Raw genomic sequence first — 25,150 nt, 5'->3', positions numbered from 1 at the left:
GCGCTAGCGTCGGTCTACCAGCGCGTGGGCGATGGTGCCCAGGTCCACATATTCCAGCTCACTACCCACCGGTACACCGCGTGCCAGCCGAGTCGGGCGCAAGCCGCGAGCCTTGAGCCCCTCGGCGATCACATAGGCGGTGGCCTCCCCCTCTGCGGTGAAGTTGGTCGCCAGGATCACCTCTTGTACCAAGCCATCGCAAGCACGGTCAAAGAGCTTTTTAAAGCCCAAGTCGTTGGGCCCTACGCCATCCAGGGGGCTGAGCTTGCCCATCAACACAAAGTACAGCCCTTTGTAGGCGCCGGTGCGCTCCATCGCACTTTGGTCCGCGGGCGTTTCCACCACACAGAGCTGCGTGCGGTCGCGGCGATCGTCGAGACAGGTGGCGCATACAGCATCTTGCGTGAAGGTATGGCACCGCTCGCAGTGGTGCACCGCGTCAGCTGCCTCTTTCAAGGCCCTGGAGAGAAACTGCGCGGCAGGCCGGTCGTGCTGCAGCAGGTGGAAAGCCATGCGCTGCGCTGACTTCACGCCCACGCCCGGCAAGCCACGCAGAGCCTGGATCAAGGTGTCAAGGGCGTTCAAGTCAGACATGCGGTGCGGCGCCGGTGATCAGAACGGGAACTTCATGCCGCCGGGCAAACCGGGCATGCTAGCTGTGATCTTGCCCATTTTTTCAGCGGACGTTTCTTCCGCCTTGCGCACTGCGGCATTGAAGGCGGCAGCCACCAAATCTTCGAGCATGTCTTTGTCGTCCGCCAGCAGGCTGGGGTCAATCGCAATGCGCTTCACGTCATGCTTGCAAGTCATGGTGACCTTGACCAGCCCAGCGCCGGACTCGCCGGTAACTTCAATATTGCCCAACTCGTCCTGGGCCTTTTTCATGTTGTCTTGCATGGTCTGGGCTTGTTTCATCAGGCCCGCGAGTTGTCCTTTGTTGAACATGGTTTTCCTTAAAAAGAATGGGATTAAAAATAGGGCGGCCGCTTACAGCGGCTTGATAGAGCCGGGGACAATCTTGGCGCCGAAGTCGCGCATCATGGCCTGTACAAATGGTTCCTGCAGGATTATCTGCTCCGCGGCGTGCTGCTTTTCCGCTGTGGCCACCGCGTTGCGCCGCGCAGGGCTATCCACGACGCGGCCGACCTCGATCGCAAGTTGCACCGGATAGCCAGCGGTGTGCAAGGCCTGCGTCAAACGCTCCCGGGTGCTGGCTTGGTTGAGAGACTCCCGCTCGAGCCGGAGGTGCCACTGGTCGGTGTCACGCGCTATCAGTTGCGACTGCAAAGCCAGGACCCGCACCATCGCGGTGATCGCCTCCGTCGCAATCAAGTGCTGCACTGTTTGATGCCAGAAATCACCTTCTTCGGTGGGCTCAAAGCCGACCGTGGCCGGCGGCTCATCCAGCGAGCTTTCCTGAATTTCCTGCACGGGTATCGCTACAATTTTTGTAGCTACCGGCGCACTATTCAACGGGGCTAGAGGCGCATTTTGCTCATAATCTTCGTCGACATCATCGACCCACGGCGCCTCATAGGCATCGTCCTCTGCGGGGTCTATGTCCACGATCTCTTCGTTATCCGAGGAATCGGCTGTCGCAGATACAGGGCTGCTGTCACGCACCGCGAGCACCTGCCCCGGGGGAATCACTGAAGGCGTTGCTGCAGGAGCTGCAGAGGCAGGAGCCGCCCCCGCAGGCGCCAATGCAGGCGAATGAACCGGTACCGGCGCATCCTCCCAAGGCTGGACAACCACCTTGCGTGGAGGCGGAGTTGCAGGTCTGCCAGGCGGCAACTCAGCCGCCGGGGACGCCGCAGGCACCGGTACTGCCGAGGCTAAAGGTACCGAAGAAACTACGGGTGCCACTGCAGCTGCGGCTGCAGGCACTGGCGCCGCCGGGCGCTCAGGAATCGCTAGAGTTTTTTTTTCAGCCGCGGGCTTGAAGGCCAACAAACGAAGCAAGATCATCGTCAGCGCTGCGTATTCATCGGGGGCCAAGCCCAGATCTGCACGGCCGTGCAGGCACATGCTGTAGAGCAACTGTGTCTCGTCTGCCGGCATCGCCTGTGCCAGGCGGGCAGTCTCTGCAGCTTCCGGGTCGCTGTCGTCCAAACCGGAATGCCCGGTGGCTTGTGCCACCGCCATCCGCTGCAGCACTGAGGACATTTCCTCCAAGGTAGAGGCAGCGCTCAATCCATTCATCCGCAAGGTTTCGCAGGTGTCGACCACAGTTTTACCGTCACCGGCCGCCAGCGCCTCAATCAGGCGGAAGACGTATGAGCGGTCCACGCTGCCCAACATCTGGCGCACCGCAGCCTCTTGCAACTGCCCGGAGCCGAATGCAATCGCTTGGTCGGTGAGACTCAGAGCATCACGCATCGAGCCGCGCGCCGCGCGGGCCAACAAGCGCAGGGCCTGGGTTTCGGAGTGCACTTGCTCGACATCCAGCACTTTGGTCAAGTGCTCGCGGATGGTTTCCGGCGCCATGGGGCGCAGGTTGAACTGCAGACAGCGCGACAGCACGGTCACCGGCACTTTTTGCGGGTCGGTGGTGGCCAACACGAACTTGAGATATTCAGGCGGCTCTTCAAGCGTTTTCAACATAGCGTTGAACGCGGTGTTGGTGAGCATGTGCACTTCGTCGATCATGAAGACCTTGAAGCGCCCTTGGACCGGCTTGTAAACCGCTTGCTCCAGCAAGGCCTGCACTTCATCGACGCCACGATTGGAAGCCGCGTCGAGCTCGGTGTAATCCACAAAGCGGCCGCTATCGATATCGCTACATGCGTGGCACACGCCACACGGGGTCGCGGTGATACCGCCCTGCCCGTCTGCACCTTGGCAATTCAAGGATTTGGCCAGAATGCGGGAAACGGTAGTTTTGCCCACACCACGCGTGCCGGTAAACAAATACGCGTGATGCAGACGCTGCGTCGTCAGCGCATTAGTCAAGGCCTGCACCACGTGGTCCTGCCCTACCATTTCTGTGAAATTGCGGGGGCGGTACTTGCGGGCGAGCACGAGATAAGACATGAGGGGATTCTAAGGTCTTGGCAGGGTTACAATAGCGGTTGACGGGCCTTCCCGCATGGTGAAGCGGCCAACCGGGTCAGGTGGGGAACCAAGCAGCCCTAACTGTGGAACCAGTGCCGGGGTCAGGCTCGTCAACTACCCTTTCTTAATCTCAGTCGGCCACGCCACCATGGTTTTGGGTTTCCTGCGATGGGCCCTTGCCCTTTGTGTTGTACTGAGCGGGTCTGCAGGTGCCCAACCTGCCGGCGTTTCTGCCACGCTCCCCGTTATTCCCCTCACTGCCGACAGCCCGACCTCCGTGGACATCGGCGCGAACGTAGCCTATTTGCTGGATGACGGCCGCCAGCTCCAACTCGAGCAAGCCATGGCAGAGGGCCAGCCTTGGATGCCGGTGGCCCGCACCATCCCGAACTTCGGCTTTACCAACCATGCGTACTGGTTCCGCTTGGTACTGGACAACCAGACGGCCATGCCCATGGCCCGCGTTCTGGAACTGCCACGCCCCTTCTTGGATGACGTGCGGTTGTTTCACCTGCTGGAGGGCCGCATGGTCAACCGCTATGCGCTGGGCGATGAGCAGCCTTATGCGCAACGGGCGATTCAGCACCAGAACTTTGTGATGCCGCTGAACTTGGAGCCCGGGCGCAACCTCGTGGTGCTACGGATCGCTTCCAGTGGCACGGTAGAAGCCCCGTTGCGCCTGTGGCAGCCGGCGGCATTCTATGAAGCATCTGCCCGCGGCCACCTGATGTCGGGCGCCGTGTTCGGCATGTTGGTGGTGATGATTGTTTACAACTTGTTTGTGTATCTTTCCACCCGGGACAGGAGCTACCTGCACTACATCTTCTTTGTCACCAGCTACCTGGTGTTTTGGGGCACGCTCAATGGCTATGCATTTGCCTATGTATGGCCCGAAGCGATTCGCTGGAACAGTGTGGCGGTTCCGGTCGCCATTGCGAGTGCTTGCTTGTCGGCCAGCCTGTTTGCCGTGAGCTTTTTGAAGCTGGAGCGCTTTTCCCCAACTGCCCATCGGGTCATGATGGGCATGGCGTGGACCAGTGCAGGCCTGATATTGAGCGCCTTCGTTCTGCCCTACAGCTGGTTGATCCGGGTCACGTCGGGTTTCATCTTGGTGGTGTCCGTCGCCGCACTCTCGATCGGCTATTGGCGCTGGTGGCTGGGCGCGCGGTTTGCCCGCTTTTATTGCCTGTCGTGGACCGCAGTTTTTGTAGGGGTCAGCGTGCTGACCATCAGCAAATTCGGCTGGCTGCCGAGCAACTTTCTCGTCGACAACGCCTCGCAAATCGGTATCTTGATGCTGGTGCTGCTGCTGTCACTCACCCTGGCAGACCGGATCAACACTGACCGCGGCCTGCGCATCGATGCCCAAAGCGCGGCTCTCGCGCACGCCAAAAAAGCCCGCGCCTCGCAGCAGGCCTTGCTCGACGCCACCGCTGACGCGAACCGTGCGCTGGAAGAGCGGGTGCGCGAGCGCACCACCGAGCTGAACCTCACTCTCGACCAGCTGCGCCTGGCCAACGAGCAATTGCAGCGCCTCTCCATGACAGACAGCCTGACCCAGGTCGGCAACCGGGCGTTTTTCGACCAGTCTCTGGTCACCGAGCACAAGCGCGCCAGCCGCTTGAAGCAACCACTGGCTCTGGTACTGCTGGACATCGACCACTTCAAAGCCATCAACGACACCTATGGCCACCCGGCGGGCGATGCCTGTTTGCAGGCGCTGGCGCAGCTCATGCGGCAACAAGTGCAGCGCGCAGGCGATTTGCTGGCCCGCTACGGCGGCGAGGAATTTGTGGTGCTACTGATCAACAGCACCCTGGGCGACGCGCTGGAGCTGGCCGAAGAATTCAGGTCGGATATTGCGGCACTGGAGGTACCTTTTGAAGGCCGCACCCTGCGCTTCACCGCCAGCTTCGGCGTCGCCAGTGCAATCCCCGACATGCTGTTCACGCCCTCGCAATTCGTGGGCGATGCGGACCGTGCGCTCTACGAGGCCAAGCACAGCGGCCGCAACTGTGTGCGGGCCGCATCTCCCCGGCTGCGCAAGACCGAGGCCACTGACACGGTCTGACCCCGGGCCACAGACACGGCCCTAATTGCTATCAAATCAGGAGCTACCAGCGCAGGTAAATCGTAGGCTAGCGGCACTTTTTATGCTGAACGCAGGTAGTCCACCACGCCCTGCCCCGCCGCCTTGCCACTGGCAAAACAGGCTTGCAACAGATAGCCGCCGGTTGGGGCTTCCCAGTCCAGCATTTCGCCGGCGCAGAACACGCCGGGGAGTTGCTCCAGCATCAGCTGCGGTGTCAGCACCTCAAACAACACGCCACCGGCGGTGCTGATGGCCTCGTCAATCGGGCGTGCTGCCTGCAGGTTAATGGGCAGCGCTTTGATAGCAGCCGCCAGTTGCACAGGATCGTTGACCGCCTCTTTGCCCAGGCGCTCGTACAGCATGGCGGCCTTGATGCCTTCCAGGTGCAAACGGCTCTTCAGGTGGCTGCTCAGGGAGCGGGTGCCACGCGGGTGGCGCACCTCAGCCAACACCTTTTCGGCAGACATGTCGGGCAACAAATCGAGATGGATCGTGGCACTGCCGGTGCGCAATATCTCGTCGCGGAGCAAGGCCGAGGCGGCGTAGATCAAGCTGCCTTCCACGCCGGTGGCAGTGGCCACAAACTCGCCCTTGCGCTGAAACGCGACACCGTTCGCATGGCTGACCGAGATGGCCACTGACTTGAACGGCTGGCCGGCAAACTTGTCGCTGAAAAACGAGGTCCAACCGCCTTGCACATCAAAGCCGCAGTTGGCGGGCAGTAAAGGCGCAACCGCCACACCCTTGGCGACCAACAAGGGCACCCAAGCACCGTTGGAACCCAGCCGCGCCCAGCTGCCGCCGCCCAAGGCCAGCACCACAGCACGGGCGTGCACCAAGCGCGACCCAGACGGCGTCTCGAACACCAGCGCAGAGGTGGCCTCGCCTGCTGCTGCATCGGTCCAACCGGTCCAGCGGTGGCGCATATGGAACTGCACCCCGTGGCCTTCTGCCGGGTGACGCAGCCGGTGCAACCAGGCCCGCAGCAGGGGCGCTGCTTTCATATCCACCGGAAACACCCGGCCGGAGCTGCCCACAAATGTTTCCACCCCCAGCGACTCGGCCCAGGCGCGCAAGCCGGTGGCATCCAGCCCGGCCAGCAAAGATTCAATGGCGCTGCGGCGCGCTCCATAGCGTCCGGCAAAGGTATCGGCCCCCTCGGAGTGGGTCAGGTTCAGCCCCCCCTTGCCCGCCAGCAGGAACTTTCGGCCCACCGAGGGCATAGCGTCAAACACATGGGCGGCAACGCCGGCATCGCACAGCACCTGCGCAGCCATCAGGCCGGGCCCACCGCCGATGATGGCCACGTCCACCGTCAAGGGAGGCAGAGCAGTAACAGGAGCAGCGGAAGAATTCAGTTCAGTCAAAGTAGTCAATCAAAAAGTTCAATGAGTCGGCCTTGCGGCGTCAAAAAGGCAATGTGCACCTGGCTGCCCGGCTGGATCAGCTGCAGTGCGGTGCGGTACTCGCGCAGCTGGTCGCACAGATCGGGCTGGTCTTGCGGCGTGGCGGTGGACTTGAAGTCCAGCACCCACCACGCCTGGGTCGCCCGGTGTTGCACCAGGCGGTCCAGCCGCAAGGTGCGCCCCGCGTGGGCCAGCGCCACTTCGTTGGCATGCCATACCACCGACGGCCGTTGCCACGCCCAAGCTGCTTCGCCTGCGAGTATGCCTTGCGCCATGCGCTCGGCACGGGCCACATCATCCGGCCCCAAACCAAAGGCGCGTGCGACCTGGGCGCGTTGCGCAGCAGACCACCGCGACTCCGAACGCTGGGGACCTTCTTGCAGCGGCACCCATTCCAGCAGCCTGTGCATGGCCTGGCCGACCCGGGATTCGAGAGAGTCTGTCGCGTCCGCCGCAGGTTTTGCTACCAAATGTATAGCTGGTCGCGCACTATGAGCGGGCGATACAGGCACATTTCGCTGCAAACCAAGCGACGGAATCACTTTCAGCAAGACCTCCTTGGGCTCCGCGCCCTGCCCCACTGTTTCGCCTGGCAGCGCAGCGGCCACACCCGGCTCGGGCAGGGTGCAGGCCGTGGACAAGGCCTCGAGGCGCTTCCACCAACTGCCTTCGCGCTCACGGTGGGGCTCCACACTGGAAAGCACCAGGGTTTGGCGGGTACGGGTCAGCGCCACGTACAGTGCATTGAGTTCTTCGCGCTGCCGGGCCGCTTGCTCGATGGCCAGCGTCGCGGCTGCGCACGCAGGCGGGCGCGACTCGCTGGCCATGAACACCAGCTTGCGCGGGTAGGCGTCTTCACCGGGCCAGTCGACCAGGATGCCCATGCTCTCAGGGCGGGCGCTTTCGGCATCGGTGTCGAGCATCAGCACCAGTGGGGCCTCCAGCCCTTTGGCGCCATGAATGGTGAGCAAGCGCACTGCAGCGGCGTCTGCACGCACCGGCGCTTTATTACCCTCTTGCCGCAAGGCGCGCACCAAGCTGTAGGCGGTGGTGTAGCGCCCGCCATCGACTTGCAGAGCCGCGTTGAGCAGCGCCCGCACATTGGCCAACACACTCTCGCGCAACACCGGCGGGCTGGCAGCCGCGTAGCGGGCCAGTACGGCGCCTTCTTCATAGATGGCACTCAGCGCATCGTGCACCGGCTGGGTGAGCACGCGGTTTTGCCACCGTTGCAACTGCACGGCTGCGGCGGCAAGCACACTGTCTGCGGGCCAAGGCGAAAGTGGCTGGCACAGCACGGCTAGCCACGCAGGCACCGCCGCCTCGGGGTCCGTGGCGCGGGCTTCGCTGCGGGCGCGGCGGTGCGCCACGGCCAGAGTTACCAGATCAGCATCGGTCGCTCCGAAAACCGGGGACTTGAGCACCCGCGCCAAAGACAGGTCATGGGCGGGGGATACCAACACATCCAGCAGCGCCACGAGGTCTTGCACCTCGGGCATGTCGCCGAGTTCATTTTTTTCCGGCTGCTGGGCAGGAATGCCCAAGGCGGCCAGCTCTTGCTGCATCAGCCCCAAGCGCTCGCGGCGGCGCGCCAGCACCATGATGTCTTGCGGCCGCCAAGGCCCGCCTTGAGTGACCAGCTGCCCGGCCAACCAGGCCGCGGCCTGCCGGCACTCCAGGGTTTTGATGGTGTCTTCTGCCTCGTGGCGCGGGGTGCTGAGGCTGTCTCGCCATTCGCTGGACGCATCCTCCTCGCCCTCTGCTGTTTTAGCGGCCCGCCCAATGCGCGGCAGCTTGAGCACCGCACCGGTGTCTGCTGATTCGGAGGTGTGGGCCCGGTAGTCACTGAACTCGCCCGCCGCCTGCGCCCCCAGCATGGCGGTGTTGACCAGCTGGATGATGGCCTGCGCATTGCGGCGGGTGTGATCACAGCTGAGCACATCGCCTTGCAAGCCGTCGCGCACAAAGTTTTTGGCCGCTTCAAACACCTGCGGCTCGGCACGCCGGAAGCGATAAATGCTTTGCTTGGGGTCCCCCACCACAAACACCCCGGGCTTGGCACCGTTGCCGCCGTAGCCTTCAAGCCAGGCAAACAGGGCCTGCCACTGCAGGGGGTTGGTGTCTTGAAACTCGTCAATCAGCAGGTGTTTGATGCGCGCATCGAGCCGCTCCTGCACCCAACCGGACACAGTCTCATCCGATAGCAAGCGCAATGCGGTTTGCTCGAGGTCGGCCATATCGATCCAGCCGCGCTCGCGCTTGAGCGCCGCATAGTCTTGCAGCAGTCCGCGGCTGAGGCGGGCCATGCGCTGCTGGTGCAGCCAGGCCAGATGCTGCTCCAGCGCAGCCCGGGTGTCGGCCAGCAGGGCCTGGGCCTCCCGCACGGTTGCGATGCCCACGACTTTTTCACTGAGCTTTCGTGGGCTCCCGCTCTCGGTAAACAGGGCCTTGTAGATGCCCACGGTATCTGCAGCGCTGAGCGCCTGCTCCAGCACTGCACCGGCTTCCACACAGGTTTTGAGCGTACTCCCGCCCAAGGCTTTGGCACTGGCCCAGAGCAGGGCCTGCACCGGCTCGCTCTGGAGCCGGTCATCGGGGTGCGCCCACGCAGCCATGGCCGGGAACTGCACTGTGAAATGCACCACCGACGCATCGACCACGCCCTGCGCATCTGCCAAGGCAAACTCGGTGCGCTTGTGGATGGCGGCCTCCAGGGCCTTCAGGGTGCCGTGCCTGCCGTAGACGGCAACCGCCTCGAGGTAGTCGGCGCGCGCTGGCTGGTCTTGCGCAATCCGGGTGTGAAACCGGCGCCACACCTGGGCAATAGCTTTGGCATCGTTCTCCAGCAGCTCGTAGCTGGTGGGCAAGCCGAGCTGGTGCAGCAAGCCCAGAGGGGCGCTGCGCAACAAGGCGGCGAACCAGCTGTGGAAGGTGCGCACCTGCACCGGCCGGCCGGTGGTCAGCAGGGCAGCGTGCAGCCCACGCAGTGTCTGGAGCTGGGCCTCGGTGATCTCGGTGCGGACGCCGCGCAGCTGCAGCTCGCGGCGCAAGGTGGCGTCGTCCGCCTGCGCGAAGTCGCGCAGCCACTCCTGCAAGCGCTCCCGCATTTCACCGGCCGCTTTTTTGGTAAAGGTAATCGCCAGAATCTCGTGGGGGGCAGCCCCATCCAACAATGCACGCACCATGCGCGACACCAGCATCCAGGTCTTGCCGGCACCGGCACAGGCCTCGACTGCCACGCTGCGACGGGGGTCGCAGGCCACCGCATAAAAGTCAGCCCGGTCGACGTGGCAGCCGTTGATTTCGTAGGCTGCATCCATCCGCGCCGTCATAAGGGACTCCAAAAATCTTTGCGGCACAGGCCCCGTGCCTGGCAATAGTCGCAGGCTGGGCCATCGCCCAAGGCGGGGAGCGCATAGCCCTCGGCCACCCGCTGCATGTCGTGGGCAATGCCTTCGATCAAGGCATCGCGCGCTTCCACAATATGGGTCTGCACTTGGGGCTGCGTACCCTCGCGCTCGCCGATATTGATGTAGGCCGCATGCACCGTATCGTGCGGCAACAGGGCGGCGTAGAAGGCGATTTGCGTGTCCTCCATCGGGTTTTTCACCCGCTCTCTGGTTTTGCCCAAGGGTTCGGTTTTGTAGTCCAGCACGCAAATAGCGCCCTCCGGCCCGGTATCGGTGCGGTCGATACGCCCCGCCAGGGTGACCGGCCCCACGGCCTGGGTGTGCGAGGTCTCACCACTTGCAAACGCCCAGCCTTGGCCCTCGTGCTTGCGCAACCAGACGAGGTAGCCATCGCGCACGGCAGGCCAAGCGGCCGCAAAGGGCAAGAACTCGCCGTCCGGGAGGTCCATCGACGCAGTTACCGCATCCGCGGCCGACTGCAACAGTGCACTGCGCTGCGCTGCATCGCTGGTGGGCGCGGCCTGCAATTCGGCGTGGAAGGCCGCCAACACCGCGTGCAGCCAGACGCCAAAGTCGCGCTTGTCGACCTCGGCCTCCAACTCATCAACCGAACTCAAACCCAATTGGCGCAAGGCGAAAAACCGGTAAGGGCAGGTGCGCATGTCTTCATAGGCGCTGGCAGACAGTTGCTTCAAAGGCAGGGCTTGCCCTTGGGGTTGCGGGGGCAACAAGGGCGCCAAGGCGATCCGCTGGTCGAGCCGAGGGTCGCTGGCAGTACGGGCAGCCCCCTCGCCTGCCCAGGACAGGCACTGCACCAGCGCGCTGGGTGCCATGTGCTCGCCGGCATCGTCACTGGTGCGCCAAAGCACATCGCACACCGGCGCCCGCAAAGCCTGCCACCATGCGGCGCGCAGCCGGGCTTCCAGCACTGCGCGGGAGGGTAAGCCAAAAGCCTCGCGCTGTGCAGGTGTCCAAACCCCGGGCGGCTCGGGAGAAGGGTTCAAGCGCACCTCGTCGCAGCCGGCCAACACTACCGCGGCGAACGGGCGCGCCAGCATCTGGCTCATGGGGAGAATGACCACCTGTTCTTCGTACGGGTATGCCGGCTGAAAACTTTGCGACTCCAGAACCTGATTCACCCAGGCCGTGAAGTCGCTGGCATCCAAACGGGTGCCCGCCCACAAGGCGGCATCCAAATAATCGGCCCACGCCTGCGGCTCCGCAGGTAGCAAGCGCAGGGCGGCCAGCATGACGGTGCCGGCTTCATCGGCTTGCAGCGCATTCCACGCGTCGGTGGCGTGGAGCGCTGCCTGCAGTGCGGCCAGCCAGGCCGGCAGCGGGCGATTGCCCGACAAGGTGCTGCGCACCGCTTCGATACGGCTGCACAAGCCTTGCAATGCAGGTACTTTTTGCACCGGCGGGCAGCTCACCGCGTGCCGCCAGTCGCGGATCTGGGCGCGGCGCAGCACCTGCTCCAGCGCCGGCATCTCTGGGGCAAAGGCGGGGGCGAGCTTGAAAGCGTTCAGCACCTCGTCCGTGCTGGCATTCCAGGCCGCTGCGCGCAACAAGGCCATCAGCCCGGCACCGGCCAGGCTGGTGGAGAGCTTCCAACCATTTTCATCGCGCATGGCAATGCCGGCCGCCTCCAGCATGGCGCGCATGCGGCGGGTCAAGGCCCGGTCAGACGACACCAGGGCAACGGGGTAGCGATCGGCTAGCACGTGAGCCACTGCACACGCCGCTGCGCGCTGGGCCTCGTCTTCTGCATCGGCACAGGCATGCAGCTGCCACAGGCTATTGGCCTGCGGTATCGCGCTACCTTGAGCCGCTTCGTCGTGGATCGTTTCGTCTAGCCGGAAAAGCTGCGCTTTGTCGCCCCAATGTGCCTGCAAGGCGGCCGCCAAAGGGTCGGCTGAAATGCCTTGGACCCAAGCCACCGCGTCCCATGGCTCCAAGACGTCCGGGGCAAACAGCCCATCGGTGTTGTAAGCCGACACGGCGGCCCACTCAACGGCCACCCGCATGACCTGTGCCTCCCAGGCCACGGCCTGGGACTCCATACCGATCCCGACCGCGCTTCGGGCACTGGCGGCCCAGGCCGATCGACCTTGCGGGCCCGCAGCCGCCGCCCAGGGGGCCAGCTGCTGGGCGGTCTGGGCCAGCAAGCCCGCCAAAGATGCGCGGTCGGCCATGCCGCTATGGGCCAAGAGCTGCTGGGCAGTCAGGCTGTCGAGCGCCATGTCGTGGCTGATATCGGTGGCTTGCAGCTCTGCCACGCCCAAAGAGGCCAGCCAGTTCGATGTGGTCTCAAACCGGGGCGCAAAGCCTTGGGGATAACGGTCAGACCACAAGCGCCGCGCGAGCGGCAAGAGCTGGGCATAAGGCAGCAACACCAGCGTGCGGCCGGGGTGGGCGCTGCAGGCCTGCATCCAGATGGCGAGACGGTCCAACAAGCCCGTCTCAGGCGCGCACCACAGTGCCATAGCCGGATGGGTCGGCGGATAAGAAAAAGCCCGCAGCCCACGGGCTACATCGTTTTTGGCTATGGATTCGATAGCCGGCGGGGCATCATGGGGGGGCTTGGTTTCTGTCACAATGCCGCAACTTTAGCTGCATTAGCACTCTTCCAAAGGAATCACCATGGCTAGCGAACTCATCAAACACGTCACAGACGCGACTTTCGAAGCCGACGTTCTGCAATCTGCACAACCCATTCTGGTGGACTACTGGGCAGAGTGGTGCGGCCCCTGCAAAATGATCGCCCCGATTCTCGATGAGGTGTCTGCCGCCTACGAAGGCAAGCTCCAGATCGCCAAGATGAATGTGGACGAAAACCGCGACATTCCTGCCAAATTCGGCATCCGCGGCATTCCTACCCTTATGTTGTTCAAGGATGGTCAATTGGCGGCCACCAAGGTCGGTGCGTTGAGCAAGGCGCAGCTCATTGCCTTCATCGACCAGCAATTGGCCTGATCCGCCCATAAACCATTGCAACCGCGCCGCTGCAGTGCGGTTGCAATTTCCTGTCATAATCATTGTGTCCACCCGCCAGATTGAAGGCGGTCAGCCAGATCAGGCTCAGGACACCGAGGCCAAGCTCACGGTCTTGCCTCAATCCCCACTCCCCTGAATTTTTAGACCACTCTGGTTTTTTGCCGATTTCCGGTTAACGCCCTGACGGGACCCACTCCATGCATTTAAACGAACTTAAAGCACTGCACGTGTCTGAAGTGCTCAAGCAAGCTGAAGAACTTGAGATCGAAAACACGGGCCGCATGCGCAAGCAGGAGTTGATGTTCGCGATCATCAAGAAGCGGGCGCGTGCCGGCGAGCAAATCATTGCCGACGGTGTTTTGGAAATTCTCCCGGATGGCTTCGGCTTCCTGCGCAGCCCGGACACCAGCTACACAGCCAGCACCGACGACATCTACATCAGCCCCAGCCAGGTACGTCGTTTCAACCTGCACACAGGTGACATGATTGAAGGCGAAGTGCGCACCCCGAAAGACGGCGAGCGCTACTTTGCACTGAACAAGCTGGACAAAGTCAATGGCGGCCCCCCTGAAGGCAACAAGCACAAGGTCATGTTCGAGAACTTGACGCCTTTGTTCCCCAAGGTGCAGATGCGCCTCGAGCAGGATGGCCTCAAGACCGACGAAAACATCACCGGCCGCGTGATCGACATCATTGCGCCTATCGGCAAAGGCCAGCGCGCCTTGCTGGTAGCACCGCCCAAGAGCGGTAAGACCGTGATGATGCAGCACATCGCCCACGCCATTTCTGCCAACTACCCTGACAGCCACATGATGGTCTTGCTGGTAGATGAGCGTCCCGAAGAAGTGACCGAGATGCAGCGCACCGTGAAGGGCGAGGTGATTGCCTCTACGTTCGACGAACCAGCTGCACGCCACGTACACGTGGCCGAAATGGTGATCGAACGCGCCAAACGCTTGGTGGAATTGAAAAAGGATGTGGTCATCCTGCTGGACTCCATCACCCGGCTGGCCCGCGCCTACAACAACGTGGTGCCCTCCTCCGGCAAAGTGTTGACCGGCGGTGTCGATGCCAACGCTTTGCAGCGCCCCAAGCGCTTCCTCGGTGCAGCCCGTAACGTAGAAGAAGGTGGCTCGCTCACCATCATTGCCACTGCGCTGATCGATACTGGCAGCCGCATGGACGAAGTGATTTTTGAAGAGTTCAAAGGCACAGGCAACAGCGAAGTGCACCTGGACCGTCGCCTCTACGAAAAGCGGATTTTCCCGTCTATCCAACTCAACCGCAGCGGTACCCGCCGTGAAGAGTTGCTGCTGCAACCGGAAATTCTGCAAAAGACCCGCATCCTGCGCCAGTTCCTCTACAACATGGATGAAATCGAATCCATGGAGATGGTGCTCAAACAAATGCGGGCCACCAAGAACAACAGCGAGTTCTTCGACATGATGCGTCGGGGCGGCTGAAGTCGATAGGCTATAATTTAGGGTTTTCGCGACAAGTACGCCGAGTTTTTATATTGCGCAGGGTTTGCGCAAGGACCGGCGCGGCTAGCGCAACTGATGGAGAAGAGTATGAAAGAAGGCATTCACCCCAACTACCGCGAAGTTTGCTTCCAGGACATGTCCAACGGTTTCAAGTTCGTGACACGTTCTTGCGCAAACACCAAGGAAATGATCAAGATGGAAGACGGCCGCGAGCTGCCACTCTTCAAGTTGGATACCACCAGCGAATCCCACCCTTTCTACACCGGCACGCAAAAGTCGGTGGACAACATGGGCGGACGCGTGGAAAAGTTCCGCAACCGTTTCGGCAAAACCGCAGCGAAGTAATCGCCGTTCAGGCTTTGGCCTGGGTTGGTATAAAAGCAGCACGGACATCCGGGCTGCTTTTTTTTGATCACTGTTCTCAACCTCTCAAGATCCGCGTGAACCATCCGACACCTGCTATCGTGGCGCAAACCTCTGTCAGGCGCCTTCCCCGCCTCGCGTTGCTGCTGCTTTGTCTTGCGTTTATTGCAGCGGGCTTCATCGGTCGGGACGCATGGCGAAGCGCGGATCTCAGTGCACTGGGCTTTATGGCCGCACTGAGCCGTGGTGAAGCCTCCTGGTGGTATCCCACGATGTTGGGAGTTGCCCCTGACTTCCCCTCGCTGCTGCCCTATTGGCTGGGCGCATGGGCATTGCAACTCGCACCGCCGGGCGTCAACGCAGACTTCTGGGTCCGTATTCCTTTTATCCTTTTGCTGACACTGGCCTTTGTCAGCACCTGGTACGGCAGCTATTACCTAGCCCGCACTCCTGCGGCTCAACCGGTAGCCTTCGCCTTTGGCGGCGAGGCCCACCCCACCGACTATGCCCGCGCCATGGCGGACGGCGGCTTGCTCGCCTTCATGGCTTCGCTGGGGCTCGCGCAACTCAGTCACGAGACCACCCCCGCATTGGCCCAGTTGGGATTCAGTGCGCTCCTGTTTTATGCACTGAGTGCATTGCCCTACCATCGGGTCGCACCCTTGGTCTGCGCAGGATTGGGGATGCTCGGCATGAGCTTGAGCGGAGCACCAGCACTGGCCCTGATGTTCGGAGTTGGCGGCGCTTGCATCCACGGTGTGGACCGTCGTTCTGCGAATGATGAAGGCAACCCGCTCCGCCATCAGACCCTGGACGCAGCCCTGTTGCTGGTGATGGCTCTTGCAGTCGCTTGGATCGCAAAAATTTTGGGCTTGTGGGTGTGGAAAGTCGAGTGGCCCACCCTGACTTGGGACTACTGGAACGGCCATATCCAGCTGCTGCTTTGGTTTACCTGGCCCGCATGGCCTTTGGCGCTCTACAGCGCATGGCGCTGGCGCAAGCACCTTTTCAACCTGAACATCAGCCGCCATTTGTCCTTGCCGGCTTGGTTTATTGTGACCAGCGTAGGCACCATGTTGCTCTCGGGCGCACCCGACCGTACGCTGCTGTTGGCACTGCCGGCCTTTGCGGCAATGGCAGCATTCGCTTTGCCCACCCTGCGACGCCAAGTCGCCGCCCTGATTGACTGGTTCACCCTCTTGTTCTTTACCGGCTGCGGTATTGTGATCTGGGTCGTGTGGATCGCCATGCAAACAGGCACTCCGCCACAACCGGCAGCCAACGTGGCTCGTTTGGCGCCAGGCTATGAAGCCGAATTCCAGATCTTGCCCTTTGCATTTGCCGTGTTGGCCACCTTGGCCTGGGGTTGGCTGGTGCGGTGGCGCGCCGGTAGGCACCGCGCTGCCATCTGGAAAAGTCTCGTCCTGCCAGCAAGCGGCGCCTCCCTGTGCTGGCTGTTGCTGATGACCCTCTGGATGCCTTTGCTTGACTATGCGCAAAGTGCCAAGACGATGGTGAAACAGACGCGGGCCACGATTCAAACCGGGCAATGTGCCATCGTTTTGAATCTGGACCCAGCGCAAACCGCCGCCTTGGGTTGGTATGGCGGCATCGATCTCCAGCCGATCAACACCACCAAAGCATGTAAATGGATGTTGACCGAACCCGCCCGAAACTCAGAAATGCCCGCGGGCGTTGATCGCACTATTTGGGGGGCTCACACCTTGGTACAGCACCCGGTAGCGGGCTCCGAGATGTTCTGGATTCTGAAACGGCAATAAAACCGATGGGTGCGGCCCACTCAGTGCATGCGTAAACGGGCCGCCTTGAAACGCAATCGGAATGTAGAACCACGGCCCGGCACGCTTTCAATCAAGAGCTCTGCGCCATGCCGCTGGGCCACGTGCTTCACGATGGCCAAGCCCAGCCCCGTGCCGCCCGTGTCGCGTGAACGGCTCCGGTCCACCCGGTAGAAACGTTCGGTCAGGCGGGGCAGATGTTCAGGCGCAATGCCGGGGCCGGTGTCCTGCACTGATAGCTCTGCTTCCCCGTCGCCAGTTTTGTGCCATTGCACCACGATGGATTTGTCTGCGGGGGTGTACCGGATCGCATTGCCGATCAAGTTGAACACTGCACTGTGAATTTCGGTGGCAGAACCTGTCACGGCCACTGCATCCGCAACCGTGAACTGAATATCCTGGGCTCTGCCCCACAGTAGCACCGACAAGTTGTGGGCTTCCTGCTTGCATTGCTGCAAGAGCTGCACCATGTCGACCAGATCAGCACCCGAAGGTGCGGGGCTTCCTTCCAAGCGCGACAGTGTGAGCAAATCGTCCACCAGACTCTGCATGCGCGTGGCCTGCTGAGACATCAAACCGAGGTACTTCCCCTGCTCAGTCTCGTCCAAGGGCAGCGTCTGCAGCGTTTCAACAAAACCCGCCAAGACGGTCAAAGGGGTGCGAATCTCGTGCGATACGTTCGCCACAAAATCTCGGCGCATGGCCTCCGCCTGCTCCAAGGCGGTGATGTCGCGTGACAGCAGCAGATTGCGACCTTCGCCGTAGGGGTGTAAGTGCACAGAGAGCTGAACAGGCTTGGATCCTGTGTTTTCCCGCCCGGGCATCACAAGCCCATGGCTGAATTCTTGACCCGCGTAATAACTAGCAAAGCCCGGGTCCCGCACCAGATTGCCGAAGTGCTGCAGCATGTCACGGCGCGCATCAAAACCGAAGTGTTGGCCAGCCATCTGGTTGAACCACTCGATACGACCGGCAGCATCTAGCAACACCACCCCGTTGGGAGAAGCCTGCAACGCGGCCAAAAAGTCTTGGAGCTTGGTGTCGCCTTCAGCGACGCGGCGCTCCCGCGAGCGCATTTGCCGGCGCGTACGGTCCGCGACTTCGCCCCAAAAGCCAAAACCCAAATGCAGTTCGGTCGACTCACCGGCCTGTAACCACCGCATCAGGCGAAAACCGCGTGCTGAGTCCAGGAGCATCCACAGGAAACCACCTGCGAGCGCCCCAGCCAAAGCACCCCAGAGCGGCTCGAACCGTTGGACTAAAAAATAGCCGGCAATACCACCCAGCCCCTGCAACAACAGGAAAGAAACGAAACGAAGAAACATGCAGAAACTGTGACGCCTCAGGCGCTGGCGCGATCAGCTGAGGGTTGTGAAGAAACAATCGGCATTGCAGGCTTGGCAGTTAAGCGATAACCAGCACCCCGCACGGTTTCCACCATTACGCCAGCATGTGACAAGGCTTCCCGGAGACGCTTCACATGAACGTCTACGGTCCGCTCTTCAATATAGACGTGATCGCCCCACACGTTGTCCAACAATTGGGCACGGCTATGCACCCGCTCGGCATGCCCCATCAGGTAATGCAACAGCTTGAACTCTGTGGGTCCGAGTTTGAGCGCAGCGCCTTCAAAAGACACACGATGGGTCGACGAATCCAGGGTCAAACCAGCAATAGTCAGCGCTTCGCCCGTACTCTCGGGAGTGCGACGACGCAAGACCGCACGCACCCGCGCCAACAACTCTTTGGTTGAAAATGGCTTGGCAATGTAATCGTCAGCACCCGCATCCAGACCGGCAACCCGGTCTGCCTCATCGCCACGCGCGGTCAGCATGATGATGGGCACTTCTTTGGTCCGGGGATCCGCGCGCCAGCGTTTGGCCAATACCAGGCCACTCTCACCAGGCAACATCCAGTCCAGCAAAATGAGATCGGGGACTCCGTCATCAATCTCGCGCTGAGCAGAGTCACTGTCCATCGCCCATCGCGGGCGGAACCCGTTATGTCGCAGGTTGACGGCGATCAATTCAGCGATGGCCGACTCGTCCTCGACCACCAGCACGGCGGGCATATTTTTCATTTCACAACCGACTCAATTTTCTCCATCGTGGAGTGGCGCACATCCTCGCCCTTCACCACATAGATGATGAACTCTGCAATGTTTTTGGAGTGGTCACCGATGCGCTCAATGGCTTTGGCCAGGAACAGCAAGTCAAGGCTTGGCGAAATCATGCGGGGATCTTCCATCATGTAGGTCACCAGCTTGCGGACGAAACCGTCAAACTCCGCATCGATCAAGTCGTCTTCTTTGAGAATCGAGACCGCTGCGTTCACATCCAAGCGCGCGAATGCGTCCAACGCCTTGTTGAGCAGGCCGGAGGCCAAGTCGGCCGCCACCCGCAACTCCAACGATGGCAAGGAACGCGGTGCTCCACTGTGAATAATCGAGCGCACCATACGGGCGATTTTTTCTGCCTCATCCCCTACGCGCTCCAGGTTGGCGGTCGTTTTGGAAATAGCGATCAGCAAGCGCAAATCACGGGCCGTCGGCTGGCGACGCGCAATGATGCTGGACAAGTCGCGGTCAATCTCCAACTCCATCGCATTGACGCGAGCCTCGCGAGCAGTCACCTCATCGGCCACTTCCACGCTGAACTGGGACAAGGCGTAAATCGCCTGGCGGATTTGTGACTCCACCAAGCCACCAAGCTCCATCACCTGCGAGGAAACCGAAGTCAGTTCACTGTCGAACTGCGTAGAAAGATGTTTATCGGGCATATCGTCCTCTCCTTGCTTAGCCGAAACGGCCGGTGATGTAGTCTTCTGTTTCTTTGCGTGTCGGCTTGAAGAACATCTGCTCTGTCGGGCCAAACTCCACCAGATCGCCCAAGTACATGTAAGCGGTGTAGTCGCTGCATCGAGCGGCTTGCTGCATGTTGTGGGTCACGATCAGCACGGTGTAATCGTTCTTGAGTTCGACGATCAACTCTTCCACTTTCGCAGTCGAGATCGGGTCGAGCGCCGAGCAAGGCTCATCGAGCAGCAAGACTTCAGGCTTGATCGCGATACCGCGTGCGATACACAAACGCTGCTGTTGGCCGCCCGACAGGCTGGAGCCGCTCTGGTGCAACTTGTCTTTCACCTCAGTCCACAAGGCTGATTTGCGCAGCGCCCACTCGACGCGCTCTTCCATATCGGTGGCGCTGAGCTTTTCGAACAACTTCACACCGAAGGCAATGTTGTCGTAAATCGACATCGGGAACGGTGTTGGCTTCTGGAACACCATACCGACCTTGGCACGCAACAAAGCCACGTCTTCTTTGCTGGTCAGCAGGTTCTGGCCGTCCAACAGGATTTGGCCTTCAGCGCGCTGCTCGGGATACAACTCGAACATGCGGTTGAAGATACGCAACAGAGTGGACTTGCCGCAACCGGAGGGGCCGATGAAGGCGGTGACGCGCTTCTCGGGGATTTCCATGTTGATGCCTTTGAGGGCGTGGAACTTGCCGTAGTAGAAGTTCAGGTCCTTGACGGAGATCTTGGACTTGGTCGGGGCGCTAGGTGTGTTCAACATACAAGTAATCCTTTAAACGTCAGTGCGCTGCGCGCATCAGGCCTTGGAACGGGTCAGTACCCGCGCCAGAATGTTCAATCCGAGCACAGTCAGGGTGATCAAGAAGACCCCTGCCCAGGCAAGTTGCTGCCAGTTCTCATACGGGCTCATGGCAAATTTGAAGATCGTGACCGGCAAGCTGGCCATGGGTTCGCTCAGCGACGATGTCCAGAACTGATTGCTCAGAGCAGTAAACAGCAGCGGCGCAGTCTCACCAGCAATACGGGCAACAGCCAACAACACACCGGTAATCACACCGGCACGGGCCGCCTTAAGGGTGATGCTCAAGATCACTTTCCACTTCGGGGCACCCAATGCGTAGGCCGCTTCACGCAAACCGGCAGGCACCAGCTGCAGCATGTTCTCCGTGGTGCGGATCACCACCGGAATCACGATCAGGGACAGCGCCAAAATGCCAGCGTACCCGGAGAAGGATTTGAACCGCGATACCACCACTGCGTAGACAAACAAACCGACCACGATGGAAGGTGCAGACAACAGAATGTCGTTCACAAACCGCACGGTGGCTGCCAGCCAGCTCTTGTTGTCGAACTCGACAAGGTAAATACCAGCCATCACACCGATGGGCGTACCCAAGCAGGTGGCGAGAAACACCATCAAAAACGAGCCGTAAATCGCGTTGGCCAGGCCACCGGCTTCATTGGGTGGAGGCGTCATCTGGGTCAGCGTGGCAATCGACAAGCCACCAAGACCCAAGCGGACGGTTTCCCACAAAATCCAGAACAACCAGAATAGTCCGAACGCCATGGCGGCCAGCGCCAGGCCAGTGACCAGCACGTTGACGCGCTTACGCTGGGCGAAACGTGCGGAGCGGGTTTGGGCGAGTGTGGCACTCATGACTTGGCACCTTCCGATTTGCGCAACTGCGCCAAAAGAACTTTAGACAAAGACAGAATTACAAAGGTGATGAAGAACAGCACCAAGCCGAGGTACATCAGGGCAGCCTGGTGGAGCCCCTCGCCGGCTTCCGCAAACTCGTTGGCGAGTGCAGAGGTAATACTGTTTGCAGCCTGGAACAGGCTGAGTGAATCCAACTGGTTGAAGTTACCGATCACAAAAGTGACCGCCATGGTTTCACCAATCGCACGCCCCAGACCCAGCATGATGCCGCCGATAACACCGGTCTTGGTGTAAGGCAACACTACCTTGGAGACAACTTCCCAGGTCGTTGCGCCCAAGCCGTACGCAGACTCTTTGAGCATGGGCGGGGTTACTTCAAACACGTCACGCATCACTGATGCGATGAACGGAATGATCATGATGGCCAAGATGATGCCGGCCGACAGAATGCCGATACCGACCGGTGGGCCCGAGAAAAAAGCGCCCACATAGGGCACGCCTGCAGTCATCGCCTGAATTGGTTGCTGCACATACGTTGCGAGCACCGGGCCAAACACCAGCAGGCCCCACATGCCGTACACGATCGATGGCACAGCAGCCAGCAACTCAATGGCGGTACCCAGAGGGCGCTTGAGCCAAGCGGGCGACAACTCTGTCAAAAACAGGGCGATACCAAAACTGACAGGCACTGCAATCAAGAGCGCAATCAACGAGGTCGCCAAGGTGCCGTAGATCATGACCAGACCACCGAAGTCTTCCTGCACAGGATCCCAAGTGGTACTGGTCAGAAAAGACAAGCCATATTTGCTGATGGCCGGCCACGCGCTCATGGTGAGGGTGACGAGGATAGCTACGAGCAAAATCAGGGTGATGAGCGCAGACGCTTTGGCTGCATAGCCAAATAAACGGTCTGCCATCGGCCCTGAGCGGGCTCTCTTTATCGGTGGTGGTGTGGTCATGGCACGGGAAGGCGGTTGAACAATCGTTTGACTCGGGGAATCCCCACGAACGAGTGTAGATGACATGGGGATTTCCTCCGTCAAGATCGATTCAACAAGGGCTTACTTGAACGCGATGGGCTTGCCAGCGCCGTCCTTGATCTCGCCCCAGGATTTCTGGATAGCGGCGATCACGGGTGCAGGCATGGGCACATAGTCCAGGTCAGCAGCTGCTTTAGCGCCGTTGGTGTAAGCCCAGTTGAAGAACTTCAGGGTTTCGGCTGCATTGGCAGGCTTGTCTTGCTTGAGGTGCATCAAGATGAAAGTCGCGCCGCTGATGGGCCATGAATCTTTGCCGGGCTGGTTCGTCAAGATTTGGTAAAAGCTCTTAGCCCAGTCAGCGCCTGCGGCTGCAGCCTTGAATGTTTCGTCATCAGGCTTCACAAAGTTGCCTGCAGAGTTTTGCATGATGGCGTAGTTCAGCTTGTTTTGCTTGACGTACGAGTACTCGACATAACCCATGGAGTTGGGCAAGCGGGCCACAAATGCAGCAACGCCTTCGTTACCCTTGCCACCGGCACCCACGGGCCAGTTCACGGCTGTACCTTCACCCACTTTGGATTTCCACTCGGCATTTACCTTGCTCAGGTAGTTAGTGAAAATGAAGGTAGTGCCGGAACCGTCTGCGCGGCGCACTTGGGCGATCGGCGCATCAGGCAGGTTCAGACTGGGGTTCAGCGACTTGATCGCTGGGTCGTTCCACTTGGAAACCTTGCCCAAGTAAATGTCACCCAACACTTGACCAGTCAGCTTCAACTGGCCAGGCTCAATACCCTTCACGTTGATCACAGGCACCACGCCACCCAACACGGTGGGGAATTGCATTTGGCCTTTGGACTTCAAGACTTCGTCGGTCAATGGAGCGTCAGAAGCGCCGAAATCCACAGTCTTGGAGTCGATTTGCTTGATACCACCACCGGAGCCGATGGACTGGTAGTTCACTTTCACGCCGGTAGCTTTGTTGTAGTCCGAAGCCCACTTGGAATAAAGAGGCGCAGGAAACGACGCACCGGCACCGGTGATTTCTTGGGCGCCAGCAAAGCCAGCGGTGGTCAGCAGGGTGCCGGCAGCGACTGCCAGAGCGATTCGGTGGAAAGTCATTGTCATGGGAAGCCTTTAAAAGCAGGTTTGGGAAAACTCAGACAGGTTGAACTTTAAGAACCTTTTGTGACAAGTTTGTGACGCCAATGCAAGAAGCGCTGGCGGCACGAACTGACGCGGTATTTTGCACAAATTTGTCATATTTTCGTCATAAAAAATTCTTACGCTCTGCCGCTTTCAACCTAGGAGCTCACCATGTCTGCTTTTGCACACCCCCGCCGTTCTCTGTTGGTCGCAGCTGCGCTCGTAGCGGCTTTGAGCGGCTGCGCCACCGTGTCCCAACCCAGCAATGTGGCCGACACCATTGCCCGCACACCCGAGCTCAGCACCCTGAACAGCCTGGTCACCAAGGCAGGTTTGACCGAGACCCTGAAGTCCGCAGGCCCTTTCACCGTATTCGCGCCCAGCAACGAGGCTTTCAAGGCAGTTCCCGCCAAAACCCTCGATGAGCTGGCCGCCAGCCCTGACAAGCTCAAGGCGGTGCTCACCTACCATGTAGTCCCCGGGAAACTGATGGCCGCCGACGTTAAAAACAGCAACGTCAAGAGCGTGCAGGGATCCAACCTGGCCCTCGCCAAGGCCGGTACCTTTGTGATCGTGGAAACAGCCACTGTCACCACCGCAGACATCTCCGCGACCAACGGCGTCGTGCATGTGGTGGACACCGTCCTGCTGCCACCTGCCCCGGCGAAGTAAGCACCCCACGAATTCAATCAAATCGGCTGCTAGCGCACATAAATAGTGCGCTAACAGCTATTATTTTTATAGCATTACAAAAAATACCATGACTTTCACGTCGTTGTGCCAAACCCGCCGGACCACCCTTCGCCAACTCGCATGGGGTGGCCTCGCCTTAAGTGCCACGCCTGCGTTTTCCCAGACAGGCAAAGCGGGCGTAGCGGCGGCAGGAGCCACCGTAGTACAGATCGCGGATATGTCGGCCTCACAAATCGACGTGTCCAAAGATTTTTTGGTGGGCTCGCGTGCGGCGTGGCAAGACCTCAATGCCCGCGGCGGCCTGCGGGGCAAGCCGGTGCGGCATCTGGTCCTCGAGGTGGATGGCAGCCCGAAGGCGCTGCGCGGGGTCGCAGACGCCCTCAAGGCCATGCCCGAATGTGTCGCAGCAGTGGGCACCGTGGGCGACAAAACAGCCGGTCAGCTGGCCGCCATCCTGCGGCGCGAAATACCCGAGCTCCCCCATGTCGCCCCCTGGCTACACAACCCGGGCGATGGCAGCGACAACACCTTTGGCATTTTTGCGACCCGCCAAGAACAAGTCGCCTATGCCATCAAGTCTCTCGCCGTCATGGGCGTGCAGCATGTCGGAGCGGTGTACGCCAGCCCCGTCGAGATGGCGCTGTACCGCGAAGACATGGACCGGGCAGCGGCCGAGCTGCAGCTCAAGTTGCACACCTATTCGCCCAGCACCTCGCTCGACAAGCTTGCCGGCACCCTGAACGCCCAGAGCCCGCGGATTCTGATTTTTTTGGGTGGCACGCCCGAGTTGGCGCAATTTGCCCAGGGTATCGAAAAGCAGGCCGCCCAGCGCTACCTGGTCGCCATGTCTGATGTCAATGTGGTGGCCCTGCAGCAGCTTGGCATTTCGCGCTTCAGCCCGGTCATCTCCACGCAAAGTGTGCCGCCTGTGAACAGCAACCTCCCGCTGGTGCGGGCTTACCGCGAGGTCATGGGGAGGCTGTATGACGAGCCGCCTACTGCCCAGAGCCTGGCAGGCTTCATTTCCGCACGCTACTGCGCGGAGGTGCTGCAGGGCATGGAAGGCAACATCACCCGTAACAGCGCCATGCTGGCCTTCAGCAAACGAAACGCCGTCGATCTCGCAGGGCTGCGCCTGAACCCCGACACACGCAAACGCACCAGCGTGCTCGTAACCCAAAGCATGCTCGGCGCAGACGGCAAAATAGTGGGGTAAGCCGAAGCCCCTGATTGCCGCGGGGGTACCATGCGCACTAAG

The 25,150-nt window shown here is 60.6% G+C and carries 20 protein-coding genes and 1 other RNA gene; 8 read left to right on the top strand and 13 right to left on the bottom strand.

Annotated elements, in window-relative coordinates; all coding sequences use genetic code 11:
• Positions 1-3: 3 nt before the first annotated feature.
• From recR to dnaX, 3 genes are read right to left on the bottom strand one after another with little or no spacing between them, the layout of a single operon-like run.
• Positions 4-594: a recombination mediator RecR gene (gene recR, locus RAE19_RS16165; RefSeq protein WP_313875838.1), complete on the bottom strand. Its 591-nt coding sequence runs from the start codon at positions 592-594 to the stop codon at positions 4-6.
• Positions 595-612: 18 nt separating this feature from the next.
• Entirely contained in the window at positions 613-945 is a 333-nt protein-coding gene (locus RAE19_RS16160; protein ID WP_313875837.1) for a YbaB/EbfC family nucleoid-associated protein, read from the bottom strand.
• Between the two features lie 42 nt (positions 946-987).
• Positions 988-3,033, bottom strand: coding sequence for a DNA polymerase III subunit gamma/tau (gene dnaX, locus RAE19_RS16155; RefSeq protein WP_313875836.1), 2,046 nt, complete (start codon positions 3,031-3,033; stop codon positions 988-990).
• A gap of 40 nt (positions 3,034-3,073) precedes the next feature.
• Here dnaX and ffs point away from each other — a divergent pair.
• An RNA gene (gene ffs / locus RAE19_RS16150) (signal recognition particle sRNA small type) lies at positions 3,074-3,169 on the top strand.
• Between the two features lie 33 nt (positions 3,170-3,202).
• Positions 3,203-5,125 (top strand): diguanylate cyclase, encoded by a 1,923-nt coding sequence (locus RAE19_RS16145; RefSeq protein ID WP_313875835.1) that lies wholly within the window; start codon positions 3,203-3,205, stop codon positions 5,123-5,125.
• An 80-nt stretch (positions 5,126-5,205) separates the two neighbouring features.
• Here the strand turns inward: RAE19_RS16145 and RAE19_RS16140 are convergent, their stop codons facing one another.
• From RAE19_RS16140 to RAE19_RS16130, 3 genes are read right to left on the bottom strand one after another with little or no spacing between them, the layout of a single operon-like run.
• Complete coding sequence (locus RAE19_RS16140; RefSeq protein ID WP_430962551.1) at positions 5,206-6,513, bottom strand: TIGR03862 family flavoprotein; 1,308 nt, start codon at positions 6,511-6,513, stop codon at positions 5,206-5,208.
• 5 nt (positions 6,514-6,518) lie between these two features.
• The gene (locus RAE19_RS16135; protein WP_313875834.1) at positions 6,519-9,884 is read right to left on the bottom strand and encodes a UvrD-helicase domain-containing protein; all 3,366 of its coding nucleotides are present in this window, start codon (positions 9,882-9,884) and stop codon (positions 6,519-6,521) included.
• Entirely contained in the window at positions 9,881-12,445 is a 2,565-nt protein-coding gene (locus tag RAE19_RS16130; protein WP_313875833.1) for a PD-(D/E)XK nuclease family protein, read from the bottom strand. The genes RAE19_RS16135 and RAE19_RS16130 overlap by 4 nt, the downstream gene beginning before the upstream one ends.
• A gap of 157 nt (positions 12,446-12,602) precedes the next feature.
• Here RAE19_RS16130 and trxA point away from each other — a divergent pair, with 157 nt between their 5' ends.
• The 4 genes from trxA to RAE19_RS16110 all read left to right on the top strand — a co-directional run bounded on the left by trxA (position 12,603) and on the right by RAE19_RS16110 (position 16,584).
• Positions 12,603-12,935, top strand: a complete 333-nt coding sequence (gene trxA, locus RAE19_RS16125) for a thioredoxin TrxA (RefSeq protein WP_313875832.1) — start codon at positions 12,603-12,605, stop codon at positions 12,933-12,935.
• 218 nt (positions 12,936-13,153) lie between these two features.
• Complete coding sequence (gene rho / locus RAE19_RS16120; protein ID WP_313875831.1) at positions 13,154-14,419, top strand: transcription termination factor Rho; 1,266 nt, start codon at positions 13,154-13,156, stop codon at positions 14,417-14,419.
• 108 nt (positions 14,420-14,527) lie between these two features.
• Complete coding sequence (locus tag RAE19_RS16115) at positions 14,528-14,785, top strand: type B 50S ribosomal protein L31 (protein ID WP_066705893.1); 258 nt, start codon at positions 14,528-14,530, stop codon at positions 14,783-14,785.
• A gap of 95 nt (positions 14,786-14,880) precedes the next feature.
• Positions 14,881-16,584, top strand: coding sequence for a hypothetical protein (locus RAE19_RS16110; protein ID WP_313875830.1), 1,704 nt, complete (start codon positions 14,881-14,883; stop codon positions 16,582-16,584).
• A 20-nt stretch (positions 16,585-16,604) separates the two neighbouring features.
• Here the strand turns inward: RAE19_RS16110 and phoR are convergent, their stop codons facing one another.
• From phoR to pstS, 7 genes are all read right to left on the bottom strand, one after another.
• Positions 16,605-17,927, bottom strand: coding sequence for a phosphate regulon sensor histidine kinase PhoR (gene phoR, locus RAE19_RS16105; RefSeq protein WP_313875829.1), 1,323 nt, complete (start codon positions 17,925-17,927; stop codon positions 16,605-16,607).
• Positions 17,928-17,944: 17 nt separating this feature from the next.
• Positions 17,945-18,682: a phosphate regulon transcriptional regulator PhoB gene (gene phoB, locus RAE19_RS16100; protein WP_313875828.1), complete on the bottom strand. Its 738-nt coding sequence runs from the start codon at positions 18,680-18,682 to the stop codon at positions 17,945-17,947.
• Entirely contained in the window at positions 18,679-19,380 is a 702-nt protein-coding gene (gene phoU, locus RAE19_RS16095) for a phosphate signaling complex protein PhoU (protein WP_087497078.1), read from the bottom strand. The genes phoB and phoU overlap by 4 nt, the downstream gene beginning before the upstream one ends.
• 16 nt (positions 19,381-19,396) lie before the next feature.
• Positions 19,397-20,176 carry a phosphate ABC transporter ATP-binding protein PstB gene (gene pstB, locus RAE19_RS16090; protein WP_313875827.1) on the bottom strand — a complete coding sequence of 260 codons (780 nt, stop codon included), beginning with the start codon at positions 20,174-20,176 and terminating at the stop codon, positions 19,397-19,399.
• A 36-nt stretch (positions 20,177-20,212) separates the two neighbouring features.
• On the bottom strand, positions 20,213-21,073 hold the full coding sequence (gene pstA / locus RAE19_RS16085) for a phosphate ABC transporter permease PstA (protein ID WP_313875826.1): 861 nt from the start codon (positions 21,071-21,073) through the stop codon (positions 20,213-20,215).
• Positions 21,070-22,035, bottom strand: coding sequence for a phosphate ABC transporter permease subunit PstC (pstC, locus tag RAE19_RS16080; RefSeq protein WP_313876262.1), 966 nt, complete (start codon positions 22,033-22,035; stop codon positions 21,070-21,072). Before pstC ends, pstA begins: the two co-directional genes overlap by 4 nt.
• Before the next feature lie 102 nt (positions 22,036-22,137).
• Entirely contained in the window at positions 22,138-23,181 is a 1,044-nt protein-coding gene (gene pstS / locus RAE19_RS16075; protein WP_430962550.1) for a phosphate ABC transporter substrate-binding protein PstS, read from the bottom strand.
• A 189-nt stretch (positions 23,182-23,370) separates the two neighbouring features.
• Between pstS and RAE19_RS16070 the strand changes: the two genes are divergently transcribed.
• Together RAE19_RS16070 and RAE19_RS16065 are read left to right on the top strand one after the other, a co-directional pair.
• Complete coding sequence (locus RAE19_RS16070) at positions 23,371-23,871, top strand: fasciclin domain-containing protein (RefSeq protein WP_313875825.1); 501 nt, start codon at positions 23,371-23,373, stop codon at positions 23,869-23,871.
• An 88-nt stretch (positions 23,872-23,959) separates the two neighbouring features.
• Positions 23,960-25,108, top strand: a complete 1,149-nt coding sequence (locus RAE19_RS16065; protein WP_313875824.1) for an ABC transporter substrate-binding protein — start codon at positions 23,960-23,962, stop codon at positions 25,106-25,108.
• The last annotated feature ends 42 nt before the right edge of the window (positions 25,109-25,150 follow it).

Source organism: Rhodoferax potami (assembly GCF_032193805.1).
GTDB classification, from domain to species: domain Bacteria; phylum Pseudomonadota; class Gammaproteobacteria; order Burkholderiales; family Burkholderiaceae_C; genus Allorhodoferax; species Allorhodoferax potami_A.
The sequence above is the reverse complement of the archived record's forward strand: the minus strand, read 5'-3'. Positions and strand labels throughout refer to the sequence as shown.

Excerpts from the sequence above, each read along its gene's own strand:
- recR (WP_313875838.1), bottom strand. The coding sequence starts at position 594 with ATGTCTGACTTGAACGCCCTTGACACCTTGATCCAGGCTCTGCGTGGC.
- RAE19_RS16160 (WP_313875837.1), bottom strand. The coding sequence starts at position 945 with ATGTTCAACAAAGGACAACTCGCGGGCCTGATGAAACAAGCCCAGACC.
- dnaX (WP_313875836.1), bottom strand. The coding sequence starts at position 3,033 with ATGTCTTATCTCGTGCTCGCCCGCAAGTACCGCCCCCGCAATTTCACA.
- RAE19_RS16145 (WP_313875835.1), top strand. The coding sequence starts at position 3,203 with ATGGTTTTGGGTTTCCTGCGATGGGCCCTTGCCCTTTGTGTTGTACTG.
- RAE19_RS16135 (WP_313875834.1), bottom strand. The coding sequence starts at position 9,884 with ATGACGGCGCGGATGGATGCAGCCTACGAAATCAACGGCTGCCACGTC.
- RAE19_RS16130 (WP_313875833.1), bottom strand. The coding sequence starts at position 12,445 with ATGGCACTGTGGTGCGCGCCTGAGACGGGCTTGTTGGACCGTCTCGCC.
- trxA (WP_313875832.1), top strand. The coding sequence starts at position 12,603 with ATGGCTAGCGAACTCATCAAACACGTCACAGACGCGACTTTCGAAGCC.
- rho (WP_313875831.1), top strand. The coding sequence starts at position 13,154 with ATGCATTTAAACGAACTTAAAGCACTGCACGTGTCTGAAGTGCTCAAG.
- RAE19_RS16115 (WP_066705893.1), top strand. The coding sequence starts at position 14,528 with ATGAAAGAAGGCATTCACCCCAACTACCGCGAAGTTTGCTTCCAGGAC.
- phoR (WP_313875829.1), bottom strand. The coding sequence starts at position 17,927 with ATGTTTCTTCGTTTCGTTTCTTTCCTGTTGTTGCAGGGGCTGGGTGGT.
- phoB (WP_313875828.1), bottom strand. The coding sequence starts at position 18,682 with ATGAAAAATATGCCCGCCGTGCTGGTGGTCGAGGACGAGTCGGCCATC.
- phoU (WP_087497078.1), bottom strand. The coding sequence starts at position 19,380 with ATGCCCGATAAACATCTTTCTACGCAGTTCGACAGTGAACTGACTTCG.
- pstB (WP_313875827.1), bottom strand. The coding sequence starts at position 20,176 with ATGTTGAACACACCTAGCGCCCCGACCAAGTCCAAGATCTCCGTCAAG.
- pstA (WP_313875826.1), bottom strand. The coding sequence starts at position 21,073 with ATGAGTGCCACACTCGCCCAAACCCGCTCCGCACGTTTCGCCCAGCGT.
- pstC (WP_313876262.1), bottom strand. The coding sequence starts at position 22,035 with ATGACCACACCACCACCGATAAAGAGAGCCCGCTCAGGGCCGATGGCA.
- pstS (WP_430962550.1), bottom strand. The coding sequence starts at position 23,181 with ATGACAATGACTTTCCACCGAATCGCTCTGGCAGTCGCTGCCGGCACC.
- RAE19_RS16070 (WP_313875825.1), top strand. The coding sequence starts at position 23,371 with ATGTCTGCTTTTGCACACCCCCGCCGTTCTCTGTTGGTCGCAGCTGCG.
- RAE19_RS16065 (WP_313875824.1), top strand. The coding sequence starts at position 23,960 with ATGACTTTCACGTCGTTGTGCCAAACCCGCCGGACCACCCTTCGCCAA.